At 71.4% G+C, this 18,696-nt stretch carries 16 protein-coding genes; 4 read left to right on the forward strand and 12 right to left on the reverse strand.

Features of this window, described 5'->3' with window-relative positions:
- Window positions 1–27 precede the first annotated feature (27 nt).
- The 5 genes from ACOBQB_RS16690 to ACOBQB_RS16710 all read right to left on the reverse strand — a co-directional run bounded on the left by ACOBQB_RS16690 (window position 28) and on the right by ACOBQB_RS16710 (window position 6,357).
- The gene (locus ACOBQB_RS16690; protein ID WP_423592609.1) at window positions 28–1,326 is read right to left on the reverse strand and encodes a haloacid dehalogenase-like hydrolase; all 1,299 of its coding nucleotides are present in this window, start codon (window positions 1,324–1,326) and stop codon (window positions 28–30) included.
- Window positions 1,327–1,399: 73 nt separating this feature from the next.
- Complete coding sequence (locus tag ACOBQB_RS16695) at window positions 1,400–2,722, reverse strand: haloacid dehalogenase-like hydrolase (RefSeq protein WP_423592611.1); 1,323 nt, start codon at window positions 2,720–2,722, stop codon at window positions 1,400–1,402.
- A 101-nt stretch (window positions 2,723–2,823) separates the two neighbouring features.
- Entirely contained in the window at window positions 2,824–3,606 is a 783-nt protein-coding gene (locus ACOBQB_RS16700; RefSeq protein WP_423592612.1) for a 3-oxoacyl-ACP reductase, read from the reverse strand.
- Entirely contained in the window at window positions 3,603–4,979 is a 1,377-nt protein-coding gene (locus tag ACOBQB_RS16705) for an aldehyde dehydrogenase family protein (protein ID WP_423592614.1), read from the reverse strand. Before ACOBQB_RS16705 ends, ACOBQB_RS16700 begins: the two co-directional genes overlap by 4 nt.
- Window positions 4,980–4,986: 7 nt before the next feature.
- Window positions 4,987–6,357, reverse strand: coding sequence for a glutamine synthetase family protein (locus ACOBQB_RS16710; protein WP_423592616.1), 1,371 nt, complete (start codon window positions 6,355–6,357; stop codon window positions 4,987–4,989).
- 75 nt (window positions 6,358–6,432) lie between these two features.
- Here ACOBQB_RS16710 and ACOBQB_RS16715 point away from each other — a divergent pair, with 75 nt between their 5' ends.
- From ACOBQB_RS16715 to ACOBQB_RS16725, 3 genes are all read left to right on the forward strand, one after another.
- Window positions 6,433–7,194, forward strand: coding sequence for a FadR/GntR family transcriptional regulator (locus ACOBQB_RS16715; protein WP_423592618.1), 762 nt, complete (start codon window positions 6,433–6,435; stop codon window positions 7,192–7,194).
- 147 nt (window positions 7,195–7,341) lie between these two features.
- A complete protein-coding gene (eat, locus tag ACOBQB_RS16720; RefSeq protein WP_423592620.1) occupies window positions 7,342–8,787 on the forward strand; it encodes an ethanolamine permease in 1,446 nt (481 codons plus the stop codon).
- A 35-nt stretch (window positions 8,788–8,822) separates the two neighbouring features.
- Window positions 8,823–9,512 carry a gamma-glutamyl-gamma-aminobutyrate hydrolase family protein gene (locus ACOBQB_RS16725; protein WP_423592622.1) on the forward strand — a complete coding sequence of 230 codons (690 nt, stop codon included), beginning with the start codon at window positions 8,823–8,825 and terminating at the stop codon, window positions 9,510–9,512.
- Between the two features lie 121 nt (window positions 9,513–9,633).
- On the opposite strand, the gene ACOBQB_RS16730 is transcribed toward ACOBQB_RS16725, so the two are convergent.
- Together ACOBQB_RS16730 and ACOBQB_RS16735 are read right to left on the reverse strand one after the other, a co-directional pair.
- Window positions 9,634–10,056, reverse strand: coding sequence for a hypothetical protein (locus ACOBQB_RS16730; RefSeq protein WP_423592624.1), 423 nt, complete (start codon window positions 10,054–10,056; stop codon window positions 9,634–9,636).
- Window positions 10,057–10,166: 110 nt separating this feature from the next.
- Complete coding sequence (locus ACOBQB_RS16735; protein ID WP_423592625.1) at window positions 10,167–11,144, reverse strand: LysR family transcriptional regulator; 978 nt, start codon at window positions 11,142–11,144, stop codon at window positions 10,167–10,169.
- 70 nt (window positions 11,145–11,214) lie between these two features.
- Here ACOBQB_RS16735 and ACOBQB_RS16740 point away from each other — a divergent pair, with 70 nt between their 5' ends.
- On the forward strand, window positions 11,215–12,381 hold the full coding sequence (locus ACOBQB_RS16740; protein ID WP_423592627.1) for a TDT family transporter: 1,167 nt from the start codon (window positions 11,215–11,217) through the stop codon (window positions 12,379–12,381).
- Here the strand turns inward: ACOBQB_RS16740 and ACOBQB_RS16745 are convergent.
- The 5 genes from ACOBQB_RS16745 to ACOBQB_RS16765 form a co-directional block, all read right to left on the reverse strand.
- Window positions 12,308–13,060 (reverse strand): helical backbone metal receptor, encoded by a 753-nt coding sequence (locus tag ACOBQB_RS16745; protein WP_423592628.1) that lies wholly within the window; start codon window positions 13,058–13,060, stop codon window positions 12,308–12,310. The genes ACOBQB_RS16740 and ACOBQB_RS16745 overlap by 74 nt on opposite strands.
- Window position 13,061: 1 nt before the next feature.
- Window positions 13,062–13,637 (reverse strand): helix-turn-helix domain-containing protein, encoded by a 576-nt coding sequence (locus ACOBQB_RS16750; RefSeq protein ID WP_423592630.1) that lies wholly within the window; start codon window positions 13,635–13,637, stop codon window positions 13,062–13,064.
- 139 nt (window positions 13,638–13,776) lie between these two features.
- On the reverse strand, window positions 13,777–14,766 hold the full coding sequence (locus ACOBQB_RS16755; protein ID WP_423592632.1) for a hypothetical protein: 990 nt from the start codon (window positions 14,764–14,766) through the stop codon (window positions 13,777–13,779).
- Between the two features lie 171 nt (window positions 14,767–14,937).
- A complete protein-coding gene (locus ACOBQB_RS16760; protein ID WP_423592634.1) occupies window positions 14,938–17,550 on the reverse strand; it encodes an ABC transporter permease/substrate binding protein in 2,613 nt (870 codons plus the stop codon).
- Window positions 17,543–18,652 (reverse strand): quaternary amine ABC transporter ATP-binding protein, encoded by a 1,110-nt coding sequence (locus ACOBQB_RS16765; RefSeq protein WP_423592635.1) that lies wholly within the window; start codon window positions 18,650–18,652, stop codon window positions 17,543–17,545. The genes ACOBQB_RS16760 and ACOBQB_RS16765 overlap by 8 nt, the downstream gene beginning before the upstream one ends.
- Window positions 18,653–18,696: the final 44 nt, after the last annotated feature.

Here is an 18,696-nt window from a genome sequence, read left to right on the forward strand (position 1 = left end):
CCGGCACTCTAGGACGTGACCCGAAGGTCAGTACACCGAGTCCCGCTGGTCGGGCACGACCGAGCCGTCCTCGCGCAGCACCGGGCCCTTACGGCCGTCGTGTTCGTTGTACGCGGCGGTCGAACACGGGTACGTGCCGCTCTTCTGCGGCATCGGCTCGATGAACATCGGGTTCACGACCCAGCGGCCGTCGGCGTTGTCGTACGCGCGGCACATGAACTCGCTCTTGTTGCGGTTCAGCACGAGGTGCGCGCCGGTCGCGTCACCGACGAACGTCACGTCGGTGTCGGCGTCACCACTGCCGAGCGCGATGCGGTGGCCCCAGTCCTGCTTCTCCCAGGCCGACTTGCCCTTGATCTTGAAGATCTCCTGGTTGATGAAGCAGCGCTTGCCGTCGATGTACGGGATGGCCTCGCCCTTGTTGACGGGGACGTCGCCGCAGCCCTGGTTCCAGGTGGTGATACGGCCCTTGCGGTCCAGGACGGAGCGGATGGCGATGGTGTGCGCGCGGTCGATGCCGACGCTCTTGGACCACACCTCGGCGACCGGCTCGGAGCCCGCCGAGACGATGTAGACGTCGAAGCCGGCCTTCTTCAAGGTGCGGATCAGGTCGCGCTGCTGGTCGTAGTAGCGGACGTAACCGGGGATCTCGTGGGTGCCGACGGTCTGCGTGGCGCCGACCGGGGCGGCGAGCGCCTCCTTGCGGGCCTTCGCGGCGTACGACTCCAGTTCGGGGACGGTGTGCCCGGCGAAGAGCTGCGGGACCCAGGCGTACTGCGGGACGGTGTGGCGGTGGTCCCACTGGCCCGCGAAGGCGGCGGCGCCGCTCATGGTCTTCCCGTCCTCGCGGACCTCGAAGATCTCGTCCGCGCAGGCGGTGTCCGTTGAGGTCGGCAGGGGCTTGCCGACGGGCACGTCGGTGCCGCAGGCCTCGGTGAGGGCGCGGTCCGCCTCATCCGTCATCCACTTGCTGGTGGACTTCCAGCTCTTGGGGCGCAGGATCTTGTCGTGCCGCAGGGACCAGGCGATGGTCGCGTCGGTCACGTCGTTCTTGGCGACGGTGTTGTCCCAGTCGAAGGCGGCGACGGGGCGCTTCTGGCCGTGTCCGAGGTGGGGGTTCGAGCAGCGGCCGCGCTCGTCGATCATCCGCTGGAGTTTGGCGCGGTTGTCGCCGTGCCAGCTGAGCTTCTTCGACAGCTGGGGGCAATGCCTGTCGGTGGCAGGGGAGTTCGCGGGCGTGGCGGCGGCCGCGGGGAGAGCTGCCGGCACGGCCGCCAGGGTGGCGGCCGCGGCCAGGGTCAGCGCCAAGATGTTTCTGTTACGCATGTGAGTGGACCGTACATTCTTTCTGAAGGTCTGACGACGCCCGCGAGGTCGCAGGACCGCGGTGCCGGTGAGATCAGGGAGTCCGCGTGGCCGCGTGGACCGTGTCCTTCTGGTCGGGGATCACGGAGCCGTCGGCGCGGCGCACCGGCCCGGCGTGGCCGTTCCGTTCGGTGTAGCCGGTGGTGGCACACGGGTACGGGCCGCTCTTCGCGCCCTTGGGCTCGATGAACATGGGGTTGATCAGCCAGCGGCGGTCGCCGTTGTCGTAGGCGCGGCACATCAGTTCGTTCTTGTTGCGGTTCAGGACGAGCCGCAGGCCGGTGGCGTCGCGCAGGAAGGAGATGTCGGTGTCGGAGTCGCCCGCGGCGAACACCTGCCGCTTCGCCGCCGGTCGGACCTTCTCGGCGGCGGCGCCGCGCACGCCGTAGATCTCCTGGTTGATCCAGCAGCGCTTGCCGTCGATGTACGTGATCATCGAGTCGTCGCCGTCCCTCACGGTGCCGCAGCCCTTGAGGTGGGCGGTGTGGCGGCCGTGCGCGGTGACGTTGCGGATGCCGATGGTGTGCCGGGCGTCGACGCCGACGCTCCGGGACCAGACCTCGGCGACAGGCTCGGGTGACGCGGAGACGACGTACACGTCGAAACCGGCCTTCTTCAGGGTGCGGATCAGGTCGCGCTGCTGGTCGTAGTAGCGGACCCAGCCGGTGGCCTTGCCGGTGCCGACCCGCTGTTCCGTGCCGATGGGCGCGGCGAGGTTCTCCGTGCGGGCGGCGGCCGCGAACCACTTGACCTGGGGGGTGGACCAGCCGCGGGTGAGCTGGGCGAGCCAGGCGTACTGCGGTTCCATGCGGCGGTGGTCGAACCCGGTGAAGGCGGCCTTGCCGGAGGTCGTGGTGCCCTCGCCGTAGACGGAGTGGATCTCGTCGGCGCAGGCGGCGCCACGGGCCGTGTTCCGGTGCGTCGGCAGCGTGGCGCCGGTGGCCGGACACGCCTCGGCCAGGGCCTTCGCCGCCGGGCCGGTGAGATAGCGGCTGGTGGTGTGCCAGTCGCCGCCCTCGGGCGTACGTATCTTGCCGTGGCGCAGCAGCCAGAACATGGTGGCGTCGCCGACGTCGTTCTTGATGACGGTGTTGTCCCAGTCGAAGACAGCGACAGGCTTGGCGTCGCCGCTTCGGTGCTGCCCGGGGCCGCAGTGGCCGTACGTGTCGATCATGTGCTGGAGCCGCGCCTTGTTCTCGCCGTACCAGCCGCGCGAGACGGTGAGGTCGGGGCAGGCCGCGGGCCGCGCCTGGGGTTCGGGCTGGGTGGCTTCGGCGGTGGCCTGGACGGCGGCGAGACCGGCGGAGGCGACGGCGAGTACGGCTGCGGCCGCGACGGCGCGGCGCTTGAAGTTCACGAACACACTCCCGTGTCTACGCAGGTCAGCCGGGCGCCGTGCGACGCCCGGCTGACCTGAGGGTGGCTGCTGGGTGAACTGCGGGTGGGGTGTGACCGGGCCTACACCGGAGTGACGTACGCCCCGGAGATGCCGCCGTCGACGAGGAAGTCCGTCGCGTTCACGAACGAGGAGTCGTCGCTGGCGAGGAACGCCACGGCGGCGGCCATCTCGTCGGCCTCGGCGAAGCGGCCGACGGGGATGTGCACGAGGCGGCGGGCGGCGCGCTCGGGGTCCTTGGCGAACAGTTCCTGGAGGAGCGGGGTGTTGACCGGGCCGGGGCACAGCGCGTTGACGCGGATGCCCTCGCGGGCGAACTGGACGCCCAGCTCGCGGGACATGGCGAGGACGCCGCCCTTGGACGCGGTGTAGGAGATCTGCGAGGTCGCGGCGCCCATCCGCGCCACGAACGAGGCGGTGTTGATGATCGAGCCCTTGCCCTGGCGGCGCATGTAGGGGATGGCGGCCTTGCAGCACAGGTAGACGGAGGTGAGGTTGACCTCCTGGACGCGCTTCCAGGCCTCCAGGCCGGTGTCCAGGATGGAGTCGTCGTCGGGCGGTGAGATGCCCGCGTTGTTGAAGGCGATGTCGACGGAGCCGTAGGTGTCGAAGGCCGTCTTGAAGAGCGCCTCGACCTCCTCGGCGTCGGTGACGTCGACCTTCACGAAGGTCCCGCCGACCTCCTCGGCGGCCTGCTTTCCCGCCTGCTCGTCGATGTCGCCGCAGACGACGTTGGCGCCCTCGGAGGCGAGGCGGCGCGCGGTGGCGAGGCCGATGCCGCTGCCGGCGCCGGTGATGACGGCGGTGCGGCCGACGAGGCGGCGGCAGATGTTCTGCTCAGTCACTGTGCGGGACCTTCCGTGCTGATGAAGACGTTCTTGGTTTCCGTGAAGGCGTGCAGGGCGTCGGGGCCGAGTTCGCGTCCGAGTCCGGACTGTTTGTAGCCGCCGAAGGGGGTCCAGTAGCGGACGCTGGAGTGCGAGTTGACGGACAGGTTCCCGGCCCTGACCGCCTGGGAGACGCGTAGGGCGCGGCCCACGTCACGGGTCCAGATGGAGCCGGACAGGCCGTACTCGGTGGCGTTGGCGAGCCGCACCGCGTCGGCCTCGTCCTCGAAGGGGATGACGACGGCGACGGGTCCGAAGACCTCCTCGGCGGCCACCGGCGCGTCCGGGTCGACGTCGGTGAGCAGCGTCGGCGGGAACCAGAAGCCGGGGCCCTCGGGGGCCGTCCCGTGGATGCCGTCGCCCGGGGTGACGTAGGAGCGGACGCGGTCCAGCTGGGCCCTGGAGATCAGCGGGCCCATCTGGGTCTTCTCGTCGGCCGGGTCGCCCACGACGACCGACTCGATCGCGGGCGCCACGATCTCCAGGAAGCGGTCGTACACCGAACGCTGGACGAGGACGCGGGTGCGGGCGCAGCAATCCTGGCCGGAGTTGTCCAGGTACGACATGGGGGTGGCCAGGGCGGCCGCCTCCACGTCGGCGTCGGCGAAGACGATGTTCGGGCTCTTGCCGCCGAGTTCGAGGGTGAGCCGCTTCACCCGGTCGGCGCACGTGGCCATGATCTGCTTGCCGACGCGGGTGGAGCCGGTGAACACGATCTTGGCGACGCCGGGGTGCTCGACGAGCGCGTTGCCCGCGATGGCGCCCTCGCCGGGCAGGACCTGGAAGAGGCCTTCGGGCAGGCCTGCCGCCAGGGCGAGTTCTGCGAGGCGGAGCGCGGTGAGCGGTGTCGTCTCGGCCGGCTTGAGGATCACGGCGTTGCCCGCGGCGAGCGCGGGCGCCGTGCCCCAGGCGGCGATCGGCATGGGGAAGTTCCATGGGGCGATGACGCCGACGACTCCGAGGGGTTCCAGGAGGGTGACGTTCAGGCCGCCGGGTACGGGGATCTGCCGGCCGCTCAGCCGTTCGACTCCCCCGGCGGAGAAGTCGAGCAGGTCGCGGACGTTGCCCGCTTCCCAGCGGGCGTTGCCGATGAGGTGACCGGCCTCGCGGACCTCAAGCCGCGCCAGTTCCTCCAGGTGGTCGTCGACCTGGGCGGCGAAGCGGCGCAGCAGCCGGGCGCGGTCGGCGGGGGCGGTGGCCGCCCACTGTTCCTGGGCCCGCGCGGCGCGGGTGACAGCGGCGTCGACGTCCTGCGCGGTGGCGGCGGGGACGGTCGCGACGACCTCTTCCGTCGCCGGGTTCAGCACGTCGAGTTTCTGGACCTCAAGCAAAGGTGCCTCACATGCGTTCGAAGGAGCGGCGGAGCTCCCAGTCGGTCACCGCGGAGTCGAAGGCGTCCAGCTCGACCCGCGCCATGTTGCGGTAGTGCGCGACCACCTCGTCGCCGAAGGCGGCCTTAGCGATGGCGCTGTTCTCCCACAGCTCGGCGGCCTCGCGCAGGGTGGTGGGGACGTGTTCGTAGTCGCCGGTGTAGGCGTTGCCGGTGCACTCGTCCGGCAGTTCGAGCTTCTGCTCTATGCCGTACAGGCCGGCGGCGACCAGCCCCGCGACGGCGAGGTGCGGGTTCACGTCGCCGCCGGGCAGCCGGTTCTCGAAGCGCAGGGAGCGGCCGTGGCCGACGACGCGCAGGGCGCAGGTGCGGTTGTCGTAGCCCCACGCGGCGGCGGTCGGCGCGAAGGAGCCGGGCACGAACCGCTTGTAGGAGTTGATGTGGGGCGCGTAGAGGAGGGAGAACTCGCGCAGCGCGGCGAGCTGTCCGGCCAGGAAGTGCCGCATGACGGGCGACATGCCGCCCGGGTCGTCCTGGGAGCCCCGCATGGCGTTGTTGCCGTCGGCGTCCTGGAGCGAGAGGTGGATGTGGCAGGAGTTGCCCTCGCGCTCGTTGAACTTGGCCATGAAGGTGAGCGAGACGCCTTCCTGGGCCGCGATCTCCTTGGCGCCGGTCTTGTAGACGGCGTGCTGGTCGCAGGTGACGAGGGCCTCGTCGTAGCGGAACACGATCTCGTGCTGGCCGGGGTTGCACTCGCCCTTGGCGGACTCGACGACGAGCCCGGCGGTGGTCATGTCGTTGCGGATGCGGCGCAGGAGCGGCTCGATGCGGCCGGTGCCGAGGACGGAGTAGTCGATGTTGTACTGGTTGGCCGGGGTGAGGTTCTTGTAACCGGCGTCCCAGGCCTGTTCGTAGGTGTCCTTGAAGACGATGAACTCCAGCTCGGTGCCGACGTGGGCGGTGTAGCCCAGCGCGGCGAGGCGCTCCAGCTGGCGGCGCAGGATCTGCCGGGGCGCGGCGACCACGGGTGAGCCGTCGCTCCAGGCGAGGTCCGCGATCAGCATCGCGGTGCCCTCGTTCCAGGGGACGCGGCGCAGGGTGCTCAGGTCGGCGTGCATGGCGAAGTCGCCATAGCCGCGGTCCCAGGAGGACATCGCGTATCCGTCGACGGTGTTCATCTCCGGGTCGACGGCCAGGAGGTAGTTGCAGCCCTCCGTGCCGTGTTCGAGGACCTCGTCGAGGAAGAAGCGGGCGGCGAACCGCTTGCCCTGGAGCCGCCCCTGCATATCGGGGAAGGCCAGGACGACAGTGTCGATCTCGCCGCTCGCGACCAGGGCCGTCAGCTCCTGGACGGCGAGCGGGGGTGTGCGGTCTGCCACGGGAAAAGCCTCCTTGGGTCAGCCGGGAGCCATAAGGTATTGCGGAGAACCTTTGCTTGGGAAGGGGGTACGGACATGTCGCACCCGGAAGAGGGCACGACGCAGGGCGGGTGGCCCGCGGCGCAGGACGACGACCGGCTGACTCCGGTGCTGCGCCCGGTGCGGGCGGGCAACGGCTTCGAGGAGGCCCTGGAGCAGATCCTCCAGGTGGTCCGCCTCGGCCTGGTGCCCGGCGGTGAACGCCTGCCGGCGGAACGGGAGTTGGCCGACCGCCTCGGCATCAGCCGGGTCACGCTGCGCGAGGTCCTGAAGGTCCTGACGGACCAGGGCCTGGTCGAGTCGCGGCGCGGCCGCTACGGCGGTACGTTCGTGCGCCCGCGCCCCGAGGCGCCGGGCGAGGACGAGCTGCGGCGCCGGATCAAGGACGTCGACGTGGAGGACGCGCTGCGCTTCCGCGAGGTCCTTGAGGTGGGCGCGGCCGGGCTCTGCGCGGCGCACGGCCTCACCGGCGAGCAGGCGGAGCGGCTGCGGGGGGCGCTCGCGCAGACGCATGACGCGCCGCTGTCGGAGTACCGCCGCCAGGACACGCTGCTGCACCTCACCCTCGCCGAGCTGTGCGGCTCGCCGACGCTGACCGCGCAGTACGCGGCGGTCCGCGCGACCGTCAACGACCTCCTGGACTGCATCCCGCTGCTCGTACGCAACTTGGAGCACTCGCAGCGCCAGCACACCGCGCTCGTCGAGGCGGTGCTCGACGGGGACGCGGACGGGGCGCGGGAGATGATGCGGGAGCACTGCGCGGGTACGGCGGCGCTGCTGCGGGGATTCTTGACCTGAGGAGCTCGGGGGGCGCCCGTGAGGAGCGGTTAACCATCGCGTAACGCAGGGGTCTTGCTTTCTCGTACCCCGGACGGCAAAGGTATGGATCCGTTCCATTGAGTCACCCGCCGCAGTGCCGTCGTAGCGTCGTAGGGGAGCCGTGCCATGACCGTGGAGTCCAGCAAGCCGAGCCCAGCCGAACCGCCCGACGACTATCTGGAGCGCAGAACGCTCCGCCGGGGCAGCGCGGGCTGGCTGCTGCTCACCGGACTCGGCGTCGCCTACGTCGTCTCCGGCGACTACTCGGGGTGGAACTTCGGCCTGGCGGAGGGTGGCTTCGGCGGCCTCGGCATCGCCATGGGACTCATGGGCGTGATGTACGCGTGCATGGTCTTCTCGCTCGCCGAACTCTCCTCCGTCCTGCCGACCGCCGGCGGCGGCTACGGCTTCGCGCGCCGGGCGCTCGGCCCGTGGGGCGGCTTCCTCACCGGAACCGCCATCCTCATCGAGTACGTCCTCGCGCCCGCCGCCATCTCGATCTTCATCGGTGACTACGTCGAGTCGCTCGGCCTGTTCGGCCTGACCTCGGGCTGGCCGGTCTATCTGGCCTGCTTCGTCCTCTTCATCGGCATCCACCTGTGGGGCGTCGGCGAGGCACTGCGCTTCAGCTTCGTCGTGACCGGCATCGCGGTGGCGGCGCTGCTGGTCTTCGCGGTCGGCGCGTTCATGGACTTCGACGCCTCGAAGCTGAACGACATCCCGGTGGAGGCGGACGCGTTCGGCGCCAACTCCTGGCTGCCGATGGGGCTGTTGGGGGTCTGGGCGGCGTTCCCGTTCGGCATGTGGTTCTTCCTCGGCGTCGAGGGCGTGCCGCTGGCCGCCGAGGAGACCAAGGACCCGGCGCGCACACTGCCGCGGGCGATCCGCTGGTCGATGGCCATCCTCGTCGTGCTCGCGCTCCTCACGTTCTTCGCCTCGGCGGGCGCGCGCGGCGCGAACGCGCTCCAGGACGCGGGCAACCCGCTGGTGGAGGCGCTGCAACCGGACGGCGAGGCGACGGCGCTCAGCCGCGTCGTCAACTACGCGGGCCTGGCCGGCCTGGTGGCGTCCTTCTTCTCGCTCATCTACGCGGGCTCGCGCCAGCTCTTCGCGCTCTCCCGCGCCGGCTACCTCCCCCGCTTCCTCTCCCTGACCAGCCGCCGCAAAGCCCCTTACCTCGGGCTGCTCGTGCCCGGCGCGATCGGCTTCGGGCTCGCCGCGGCGACCGGGGACGGGGCGCGCATGCTGAACGTCGCGGTGTTCGGCGCCACCATCTCGTACGCCCTGATGTCGCTCTCGCACATCGTGCTGCGCCGCCGCGAGCCGGGCCTGGAGCGGCCGTACCGTACGCCCGGCGGCATCCTCACCTCGTCGGTCGCGCTGGTCCTCGCCTGCGCCGCGCTGGTCGCGACGTTCCTGGTGGACGTGACGGCGGCGCTCATCGCGCTCGCGGTGTACGTGGTCGCGATCGCGTACTTCGGGATGTACAGCCGCAAGCATCTGGTGGCGCGTGCGCCGGAGGAGGAGTTCGCGGCGCTGGCCGCCGCCGAGGCGGAGTTGGCACGCGACTGATGACCACGGACAAGAGCACAGTGAGGGAGAACGCGGTGAGCGGCAGGCCACTGATCGGTATCAGTACCTACCTGGAGGAGAAGGCGACCTGGCGCGTGTGGGAGCTGCCCTCGGTCCTGCTGCCGGCCGGGTATCCGCGCCTGGTGCAGCGGGCGGGCGGCATCGCCACGCTGCTGCCGCCGGACGATCCTTCGTACGCGGCGTCCGTCGTCGCCCGTCTCGACGGCGTCGTCATCTCGGGCGGGCCCGACGTCGAGCCCGTGCGGTACGGCGCGGAGCGCGAGGAGCACACGGGGCCGCCCGCGCGGGAGCGGGACGCCTGGGAACTGGCCCTGATCGAGGCCGCGTTGGCGTCGAGCACCCCGCTGCTCGGCATCTGCCGGGGCATGCAGCTGCTGAACGTGGCGCTCGGCGGGACACTGGTCCAGCACATGGACGGGCACACGGTGGCACCGGGCGTCTTCGGCACGCACACAGTGAAGCCGGTGCCGGGCACGCTGTACGAGTCGATCGTCCCGGACGCCTCCACGGACGTGCCGACCTACCACCACCAGGCCGTGGACCGCCTCGGCAAGGGCCTCACGGCATCGGCCTACGCGGAGGACGGCACCCCGGAGGCCATCGAACTCCCGCGGCCCACCTGGGCGTTGGGCGTGCAGTGGCACCCGGAGATGGGTACGGACACCCGCGTCATGACGGCGCTGGTCCGGGCCGCCGCCTCCTGAGCCGGCGGGGGCGGCCGGGCGGTGAAGACACCCTCGGGGCCGGGGCCGCCCGGGGAGACGGACTCCGGCAGCGCGGCGGAGTGCCCGGCCCCGACGCCGGGCGAGAACCCGCCGCGCCGAGCTACTCCTCCAGGGCGTTCCGGACACCCGCGGCCTTGGCGCGTACCGCGAGGAATTTTCCGGTTCTTCCGGGGGTGGCCAGGGTCAGCTCTCCGCCGCGCGTTCCTCGTCGCCAGTCGCCGTACGGGAAGGCCGGCCGCTCGTAGCGCTGCCGGGCCGCCCGCGGGGACCCGAGGCCGAGGCCGAAGGCGATCTCCGGCCAGGTCATGCCGCGCCCCCGCGCCATCTGGAGCAGCCCGGTCCCCAGCCCGTCCATCTCGCCGTGGGCCGGCGGCAGTAGGCTGGGAGCCGCCGTGATGTCGGCGTGATCGGCCTCCCGCTCGCCCTCGACCGGCCTCGCGGCGCCGCTGAGCGGGAACGCCACCAGCCGGACCGCTTCGTGCGGGGCCGAGGGCAGGCCGTGGCAGCCTGCCGCCCCCTGCACGCCCCACGCCCCGACGCAGCTCAGGCCCAGCGCGACTACGCCTCGCTCATGCGCATCACCGAGCGGCGCGCCGACGACGACCGGCAGCGACGGCGGCAGGTCCGCCTGCCTCAGGGCTTGCCCTGGCCCTTCCCGCCCCGCGTAAGCGTCAGCAGGTCCCTGCCCGGCCCCGCCGGACGGTGGCCTGTCGGCCAGACGGCTCGTAGCTCCCGGCGGAGGCGGACGTCCTTCAGGGGGATCTCCACCAGGCGCCGCGCTGCCAGCTCCTCCCCCACCGCGAGTTCGCTCAGGACCGAGGGGCCCGCGCCGCTGACGGCCGACGCCTTGACCGCCGTCGTGGACGACAGTTCGATCAGCGGGCGGGCGAGGCCGCCGAGCGCCGCGTCGAGGACCTGCCGGGTGCCCGACCCCTCCTCGCGCAGGATCAGCGGCGTCGCGGCCAGCTCCGCCGCGCCGAGCGGTTTCCCGCGCCGCGCCCAGGGGTGCCCCGGCGCCGTCACGACGACCAGGCGGTCGTGGGCGATGACCACGTCGTCGAGGCCGCCGGGCACGGTGAGCCCCTCGACGAAGCCGAGGTCCGCCTCCCCGGCGAGCAGCCGGGCCGCCACGGCCGCGGAGTTGCCGGCCAGCAGCGAGACCGCCGTGTCCGGCCGCTGGGTCCGCAGGGCGATCAGCCAGCCCGGCAGCAGATACTCGGCGATCGTCATGCTCGCCGCGACCCGCAGCCGTGAGTCCCGCCGGTCGCGCAGCGCCTGCGCCCCCGCGTCGAAGGCCTCCGCCGCCTCCACGATCCGCCCGGCCCAGTCGGTGACCAGGGCCCCGGCGTCCGTGAGGCGCGAGCCGCGCGGCGACCGGTCGACGAGCGCGACGCCGAGCTGCCGCTCCATGGCGCGTACCCGGCTGCTCGCCGCGGGCTGGGTGATGCCCAGCTCCCGCGCGGCCCGCCCGAGGCTGCCCAGCCGGGCCACGGCCAGCAGCAGCTGGAGCGCCCCGAGGTCGGGGACACGGTGCGCGAGCGACACCGGCACCGGCACCAGCACCGCTGCCGGTACGGACCGGGAAACGGAGGATGCGGGGTGGCGGCTCATAAAGGCAGCTTATGCCCTCATAGGTAAGTACTCCCTGGTGGCCGCCCCGTCCCCGTACGACCGTGGACGCATGGTCACCGCCGTCCGCCCCGCTCCCCTGGCCACCGCCACCACCGCCCCCCGCACCCGCCTCCCGGCGGTCCGCCACCTCGGCCCGAACTGGTACGCCTCCGTCATGGGCACCGCCATCGTCGCCAACGCCGGCGCCACGCTCCCCTACCAGTTCACGGGGTCGCGTACGGCCTGCGCCGCCGTATGGGCGCTCTCCTTCCTGCTGCTCGCCGTGCTGCTCGCCGCCCGCGCCGCGCACTGGATCCACCACCGCGACCAGGCCCGCGCGCACCTCCTCGACCCGGCGGTGGCGCCCTTCTACGGCTGTCTGTCGATGGCCCTGCTCGCGGTCGGCGCCGGCACGCTGATCGTGGGCAAGGACTGGGTGGGCACCGGCGCCGCCGTGGCGATCGACGCCGTACTGTTCACCGCCGGCACCGCCATCGGGCTCGCCGGAGCCGTCACCATCCCGTACCTGATGGTGGTCCGCCACCGCATCACCGCCGACCAGGCCTCGCCCGTGTGGCTGCTTCCCGTGGTGGCCCCGATGGTGTCGGCGGCCGTGGGCCCGCTGCTCCTGCCGCACCTGCCCCCGGGCCAGGCCCAGCAGACGATGCTGTACGCCTGCGGCGCGATGTTCGGCCTGAGCCTGCTCGCGACGCTGATGACGCTGCCGGTGATCTTCGCCCGCCTGGTGACCGCGGGCCCGCTGCCCACGGCGCTCACCCCCACGCTCTTCCTTGTCCTCGGCCCGCTGGGCCAGTCGACGACGGCCGCCAACAAGTTCGCGGACGTCGCGCCAGGTGTCGTGCCCGCCCCGCTCGACCAGGCTTTCCTGGCCTTCGCCGTGCTCTACGGCGTGCCCGTGACGGGCTTCGCGCTGCTGTGGCTGGCGCTCGCGGCCGCCATGGTGCGGCGCGCTCGGCGGGACGGCATGGGCTTCGCGATGACCTGGTGGGCGTTCACCTTCCCGGTCGGCACCTGCGTGACGGGGGCCGAGGGCCTCGGCGCCCACACGGGCCTCCCTGCCTTCGACTGGCTGGCGACCGGCCTCTACGTTCTCCTGGTGGTCACCTGGGCGGCGGCCCTGGCCCACACCCTGCGCGGCACCGTCACCGGCAGGCTGCTCGCAGCGCCGCGTCCAGGACCGCCGGGGCCCGGGTCAGGGACGGGCCGTACCAGGTGAGGTGACGGCCGCTGACCAGCGCCACCGGCGTACCCGGCGGGAACGCCTCGGGGCCGTCGTCGCGCGTGAAGCGGTACGGCTCGTCGGGCAGCACCACCAGGTCGAGGCCGGCCGAACGCAGGTCCTCGACGGGGACGCGGGGGTAGCGCTCGGCGTGCTCGGCGTAGGCGTTGTCGACGCCCAGACGCGCGAGCACGTCGCCCGCGAACGTGTCGCGGCCAAGGACCATCCATGGCCGCCGCCAGATGGGGACCGCCGCCCGCAGCCGGGCCGCCGTGCGGGGCGGGTCGCCCCACGCGGCCTGCGCCTGCTCCAGCCAGCGCGGCTGCCCCGCCCCGCACGCGGTGAGGACCCGGCTCAGCTCCCGGAAGGCCTGGTCCAGTGTCCGCACCTCGGTGACGAGGACCTCGATGCCCGCCGCCCGCAGCGCGGCCAGGTCGGGGGCGCGGTTCTCCTCCTCGTTGGCGATCACCAGGTCGGGCGCGAGGGCGGTGATCCGGGGCACGTCGGGGTTCTTGGTGCCGCCCACCCGCGTGACGTCGAGGTCCACCGGATGGCTGCACCAGTCGGTGGCGCCGACCAGCGCGCCCGGCACGGTCACGGCGACCGCCTCGGTCAGCGAGGGCACCAGCGAGACGACCCGCGGCGGAGTCCGGGGCAGAGGCCTGGCGAGCGGCATCTCAGCGCCCCCCGTCGTCCACCGCCTCGATGTGGTCCCCCACGGCGACCACCAGGACCCGCGTGTCCGCGACCGTGGCCCGCCAGCGGTGGCGGACCCCTCCTGTGAGGAACAGGCTGTCGCCGCGCCCGAGGCGGTAGGCGCGGCCCTCGGCCTCCATCTCGACGGCGCCCTCGACGACGTACATCAACTCGTCGTTGCGGTGCTGGAACTCGCGGCCCTCGTCGTGGTCCCCGATGAATTCCAGGACGTGCAGCTGGTGATGGCCGCGGGTCAGTTCCCGCACCCGCGCCTCGGGTGTCGAGCCGGTCAGGTCCGTGTCGTCGTCGGCGCGCACCACCTCGACGGTGCGGGCCGGGTCGGCGGCGGCGAGGAGCTCCACGTCCGTGGTGCACAGGGCGTCCGCGACGCGCTGCAAGGAGCGTCTGCTGGGCCGGGCACGTTCGTTCTCGATCTGGCTGAGGAAGGGCACCGACAGGCCGCTGCGCTCGGCGACGACGGCGAGGGTGAGCTCCAGCTGGCGGCGCCGCCGCCGCACGGCCGAGCCCACCCGGAGGGTCTCCTTGTGCTCGTCCATCGCCTCGGCTCCCTTCAGCGCGTCGGTCCACTCTCAACCCTGACGGGTTTTCTGCACCCTACGCATGTTCGCCAAACGGTTCCGCCCTGTTGCTACAGCCGGTGCCGGTCCCCGCTGCTACAGCCGGTGGTGGTCGTTGCTACAGCCGGTGCCAGTACAGCAGCTGTCCGGCCTCGCCGGAGGCGGAACCCTCACTCGGGACGAACAGACTGACGAGCAGCGCGGGCCGGCCCCGCGGATCGGTCAGCAGGGTCGCGGAGGGGTTGGCGAAGGCGCGGCTGCCGCCGTGCGTACGGATGTGGAGGCGGTCCGCCCGCCCGCCGGCGGGGTCGTACGCGTAGGTGCCCCAGCTGCCGAAGTCACCTCGCCTCCTCTGTCCCTCGATTATCACCACGCGCTGTCCGCCGAGCTCTATGGGCGCCCGGTCGCCGATGTTGCCGCCGTTGCCCCAGGCGTGCACGGCGCGATCGAGCCGCCGGTCGGGCTCCGCGTGCCAGTGCCGGAAGCCGGTGAGGGTGGCGCGCAGCTGGCGGTCGGTGTCGCAGCCCGCGCGGTAGTGCCCGGTGAGGTGGATGGTCGCGCCGCGCACGGCGGTGATGCCGGGCGTGCCCTCGGCACAGCGGGACAAGGTGCGCGGCGCGTCGAAGGCCCGGTGGGCACGCCCGTCGAGCAGCGCGGCCAGATCCTCGTACGCCCGGACCGCGATGTGGTTGCGCGGATCCTTCTCGTACGCGAGGACATAGCCGCCGCGGCCGTCGTGCGCGAGCGAGGCCTGGTGGGTGCCGGGCCCGAAGTCGTGGCGGCGCTGCCAGTGCCGCAGATCGGCGGACGTGGCGACGGCGGCGTGGAAGCGGCCGTCGGTGAGCAGCGTGTGGTAGACGGCGAGGTAGGTGCCGTCCGGGGCCTGTTCGATCTGCGCGGCGTCCATGGTGCGGCCGGTGTGGTCCCGCGCGTCGTAGCGGTGGCCGTCGGCGGCCGTGACGTCCTCGGCGAGCGCGGCCAGGCGCGCGGTGCCGGCGGAGGCGGGGGCGGCGTCGGCCCGGGCCAGCTGCGCGAGGAGCAGGGCCGCGGCCAGGGCGAGGACGGCGGCGACGGTGAAGAGCGCCGTCCTGGGCTGCCTTGCGGTCACGGGTGGGGTCTCACGTTCAGCTGTCCGAGAAGATGCCCGGTCGAGGTTAGGGAGTCGAGTGCCACCACGAGAACGCCGGAAGGAGTGGGCTTTGCCACAAGGCGCCACAAGGCGCGACAAGGCGAGCCCACCCCTCGGGAGACACCGTCCGGCCGGTGCTACTGCCCGGTACTACTTCGCGGAGGTCATCTTCTCCTCGAAGCCCGGGTTCTTCTTCAGCCAGGCGTCGACGGCCTCGGGCTCGTTGCCCTTGCCCGCCTTGTTGATCTCGTTCTCCAGACTGGCCAGCTGCTCCTCGCTCATCTTGAAGTCCTTGAGCCACTTCGTGAGCTTCGGGTACTGCTTCGGGAAGTCCTTGCTGGAGATCGTGCGGATCGTGTCGCCCTTGCCGAAGGCGACCTTGGGGTCCTTCAGCTTGGTCAGGTCGTACTCGTTGTACGCCCAGTGCGGCGACCAGAGCAGGACCGCGACCGGCTCCTTCTTGGCGTACGCCGACTTCAGCTCGGAGAGCATCGCGGGCGTCGAACCGGAGACGATCTTGTACTCCTTGTCGAGGCCGTAGCCGGGCAGGACCTTGTCCTTGAGCGCCGTCATCACGCCCGTGCCGGGCTCGATGCCGATGATCTTGCCCTTGAACGTGTCGCCCTTGCCCTTGAGGTCCGCCAGCGACTTCACGTCCTTGACGTAGGACGGAACGGCGATCTCCAGCGACGTCGGGCTGTACCAGGAACCGAGGTCCTTGAGGTTGGCCTTGTTCTTCTCCCAGTACTGCTTCTGGGCCGTGGGCAGCCAGGCGTCGAGGTCCAGGTCGAGGTCGCCCTGGGCGAGCGCGGTGTAGACCGGGCCGACGTCGGACGGCGTCAGCTTCATCTTGTAGCCGCGCTTCTCCAGGACACGCTTCCAGAGGTTGGTGACGGCGATGTTCTCGTCCCACGCGAAGTACGCGGCGTTCAGCGGACGCTTCGCCTCGGCGGGCGCGGACGTGTCGGGCAGCGGGGCCAGCTTGTCCACGAGACCCGGGTTCTTCTTCAGCCAGGCACGGACGGCTTCCTGCTGCTTGCCCTTGCCCGCCTTGTTGATCTCCGCCTCAAGACCCGTGAGCTGCTTCTCGCTCATCTTGAAGTCCTTCAGCCACTTGGCGACCCGCGGGTTCTCGTCGGAGAAGCCCTCGCGCGCCAGGGTGTGCACGCCGTCGCCCTTGCCCCAGGCGCCCTTGGGGTCCTTGAGCTTCTTCAGGTCGAAGTCGCTGTACGCCCAGTGCGGCGACCAGAGCGTGGTGACGATCGGTTCCTTCTTGGCGTACGCGCGCTTGAGCTCGGCCAGCATCGCGGGCGTGGAGCCGTCGACGACCTTGTACTCCTTGTCGAGGCCGTACTCCCCGAGCACCTTGTCCTTGAGCAGGCCCATCATCCCGGCGCTCGACTCGATGCCGACGATCTTGCCCTTGAAGGTGCCGCTCTTGCCCTTGAGGTCCTCAAGGGAGTCGACGCCCTTCACGTACGAGGGCACGGACAGCTCCAGCGAGGTCGGGCCGAACCACGGGCCGAGGTCCTCCAGCTTGTCGCCGTACTTCTTCCAGTACGAGGCGTGCGTCGTCGGCAGCCAGGCGTCGGTCTGGAAGTCGACGCTGCCCTGTGCCAGCGAGGTGTAGAGCGGGCCCGCCTCCAGCTGCTTGGTCTGCGGCTTGAAGCCGCGCTGCTCCAGGATCTCCTTCCAGAGGAAGGTGGAGGCGACGCCCTCGTCCCAGGGGATGTAGCCGATGTTGATCTGCTTGCCCTGGCCGACGTTCTTCGCGTCCGAGGCGGTTTCCTCGGACTTCGAGCCGCCGAAGACGCCCATGCCGCCCGCGACGAGCGCGAGGACGACCACGCCGACGACCGCGACGGCGGCCTGCGGACGGTAGGTCCAGATGTTCAGGCCCCGCGCGGCGCGCAGCTTGGCGGCGGCGCGGCGGCCCAGCGGCGAGACCTGGGTGCCCAGCGAGCCGGTCATCCGGTCCAGATAGATCGCCAGGATGACGATGGCCACGCCCGCCTCGGAGCCGAGGCCCACGTTGAGCTGGCCGATGGCCTCGTTGACGTCGGCGCCCAGGCCCTCGGTGCCGACCATGCCCGCGATGGCGGCCATGGACAGGCCCAGCATGATGACCTGGTTGACACCGGCCATGATCGTGGGAAGGGCGAGGGGCAGCTGGATGCGGAGCAGGATGTTCCGCGGCGTGGTGCCGAACGCGTCCGCGGCCTCGACCAGTTCCTTGTCGACCTGGCGGATGCCCAGCTCCGTCATGCGGACGCCGGGGGCCAGGGCGAAGATCAGGGTGGCCACGATGCCCGCGGGGGCGCCCATCCCGAAGAAGAGGATGGCGGGGATGAGGTAGATCATCGCCGGCAGCGTCTGCATGAAGTCGAGCACCGGGCGGACGATGCCGCTGACCGTGCTGGACCGCGCCGCCCAGATGCCCACGGGCACGGAGATGACCAGCGCGATGATCGTCGAGACGAGCACCAGGGCCAGCGTCATCATCGCGTGGTCCCACAGTTCCAGCGAGACGATGAACGCGAAGCCCGCGAAGGTCAGCACACCGGCGACCACACCGCGCAGCCAGAAGGCGATGACGGCGAAGATGCCCGCGAGGAGCAGCGGCTCGGGCGCCTGGAGCACGTCGGCTATGCCGTCGTAGGCGCCCTGGAAGACGGTTTTGAAGAAGTCGAACAGCCATGACATGTGGCTGAGCAGCCAGTCGACGGTGTCGTTGACCCACTCACCGAACGGAATCCTAGGCACCGCTGACCACCTTGCCCACGGCCTGTCCGCCGTTGTCTCGCGCGACGGAAGCGGCGGCGTCCCGCGGCTCGCCCTCGGAGGTCATCGGCTCGCCGAGCACCGCGAGCAGCCGCGTCCGCGGTACGACGCCGACGAGCTCGCCGGCCGCGTCGGTGACGGCGACCGGCACGTCGCTGGTGGAGCACGGCGTGAACAGCTCGATGATCGGCGTGTCCTCGGTGACGGCGGCGGGGGCGTCGCCCCGCACATAGTCGCTGTCCGGGTCGGCCATGATCGCGCCCGCGGTGAGCACCCGGGAGCGGTCGACGTCCTGCGTGAACGCGGCGACATAGTCGTTGGCCGGGGTGACGAGGATGTCCTCGGCGTTGCCGATCTGGACGATGCGGCCGTCGCGCATGACGGCGATCTGGTCGCCCAGGCGCATGGCCTCGTTCAGGTCGTGGGTGATGAAGACGATGGTCTTCTTCAGCCTCTTCTGGAGTTCGAGGAGCTGGTCCTGCATGTCGCGGCGGATCAGCGGGTCGAGCGCGCTGAACGACTCGTCCATGAGGAGCAGGTCGGCGTCGGTGGCGAGCGCGCGGGCCAGGCCCACGCGCTGCTGCATGCCACCGGACAGCTCGTCGGGCCAGGACTTCTCCCAGCCCTTGAGCCCGGCGAGCTCCAGCGCCTCGGTGGCGCGCCGCTCGCGCTCGGCGCGCGGGACGCCCTGCACCTCAAGGCCGTAACCGGCGTTCTCCAGGACGCTGCGGTGCGGAAAGAGCGCGAAGTGCTGGAAGACCATGCTGATCTTCTTGGAGCGCACCTGGCGCATCTCGCGCGCGCTCAGCTCGGTGAGGTCCTGACCGTCGAAGCGGACGTGACCGGCCGTCGGCTCCGACAGCCCGTTGAGCATGCGCAGCAACGTGGACTTGCCGGATCCGGAGAGACCCATGACGACGAAGATCTGGCCCGGCTCGACCTCGAAGGAGGCGTCGATCACGGCGGCGGTGGTGCCGTCGGCGCGCAGCTCCCCCCGGTCGGCTCCGTGGCGGAGTCGCTCCACCGCGTCAGCGGGTCGTCTGCCGAACACTTTGTACAAGTGCTCGGCCTGCAGCCTGGACACATACACCTCTCGGGTCGAACCAAGACGGCCCGCCTCCCCCGTCG

This window comes from Streptomyces sp. G5(2025), assembly GCF_049542075.1.
Lineage (GTDB): Bacteria > Actinomycetota > Actinomycetes > Streptomycetales > Streptomycetaceae > Streptomyces.

Coding starts and splice junctions, on each gene's coding strand:
- ACOBQB_RS16690 (WP_423592609.1), bottom strand. CDS start 1,326: ATGCGTAACAGAAACATCTTGGCGCTGACCCTGGCCGCGGCCGCCACC.
- ACOBQB_RS16715 (WP_423592618.1), top strand. CDS start 6,433: ATGTCGCACCCGGAAGAGGGCACGACGCAGGGCGGGTGGCCCGCGGCG.
- eat (WP_423592620.1), top strand. CDS start 7,342: ATGACCGTGGAGTCCAGCAAGCCGAGCCCAGCCGAACCGCCCGACGAC.
- ACOBQB_RS16735 (WP_423592625.1), bottom strand. CDS start 11,144: ATGAGCCGCCACCCCGCATCCTCCGTTTCCCGGTCCGTACCGGCAGCG.
- ACOBQB_RS16740 (WP_423592627.1), top strand. CDS start 11,215: ATGGTCACCGCCGTCCGCCCCGCTCCCCTGGCCACCGCCACCACCGCC.
- ACOBQB_RS16745 (WP_423592628.1), bottom strand. CDS start 13,060: ATGCCGCTCGCCAGGCCTCTGCCCCGGACTCCGCCGCGGGTCGTCTCG.
- ACOBQB_RS16750 (WP_423592630.1), bottom strand. CDS start 13,637: ATGGACGAGCACAAGGAGACCCTCCGGGTGGGCTCGGCCGTGCGGCGG.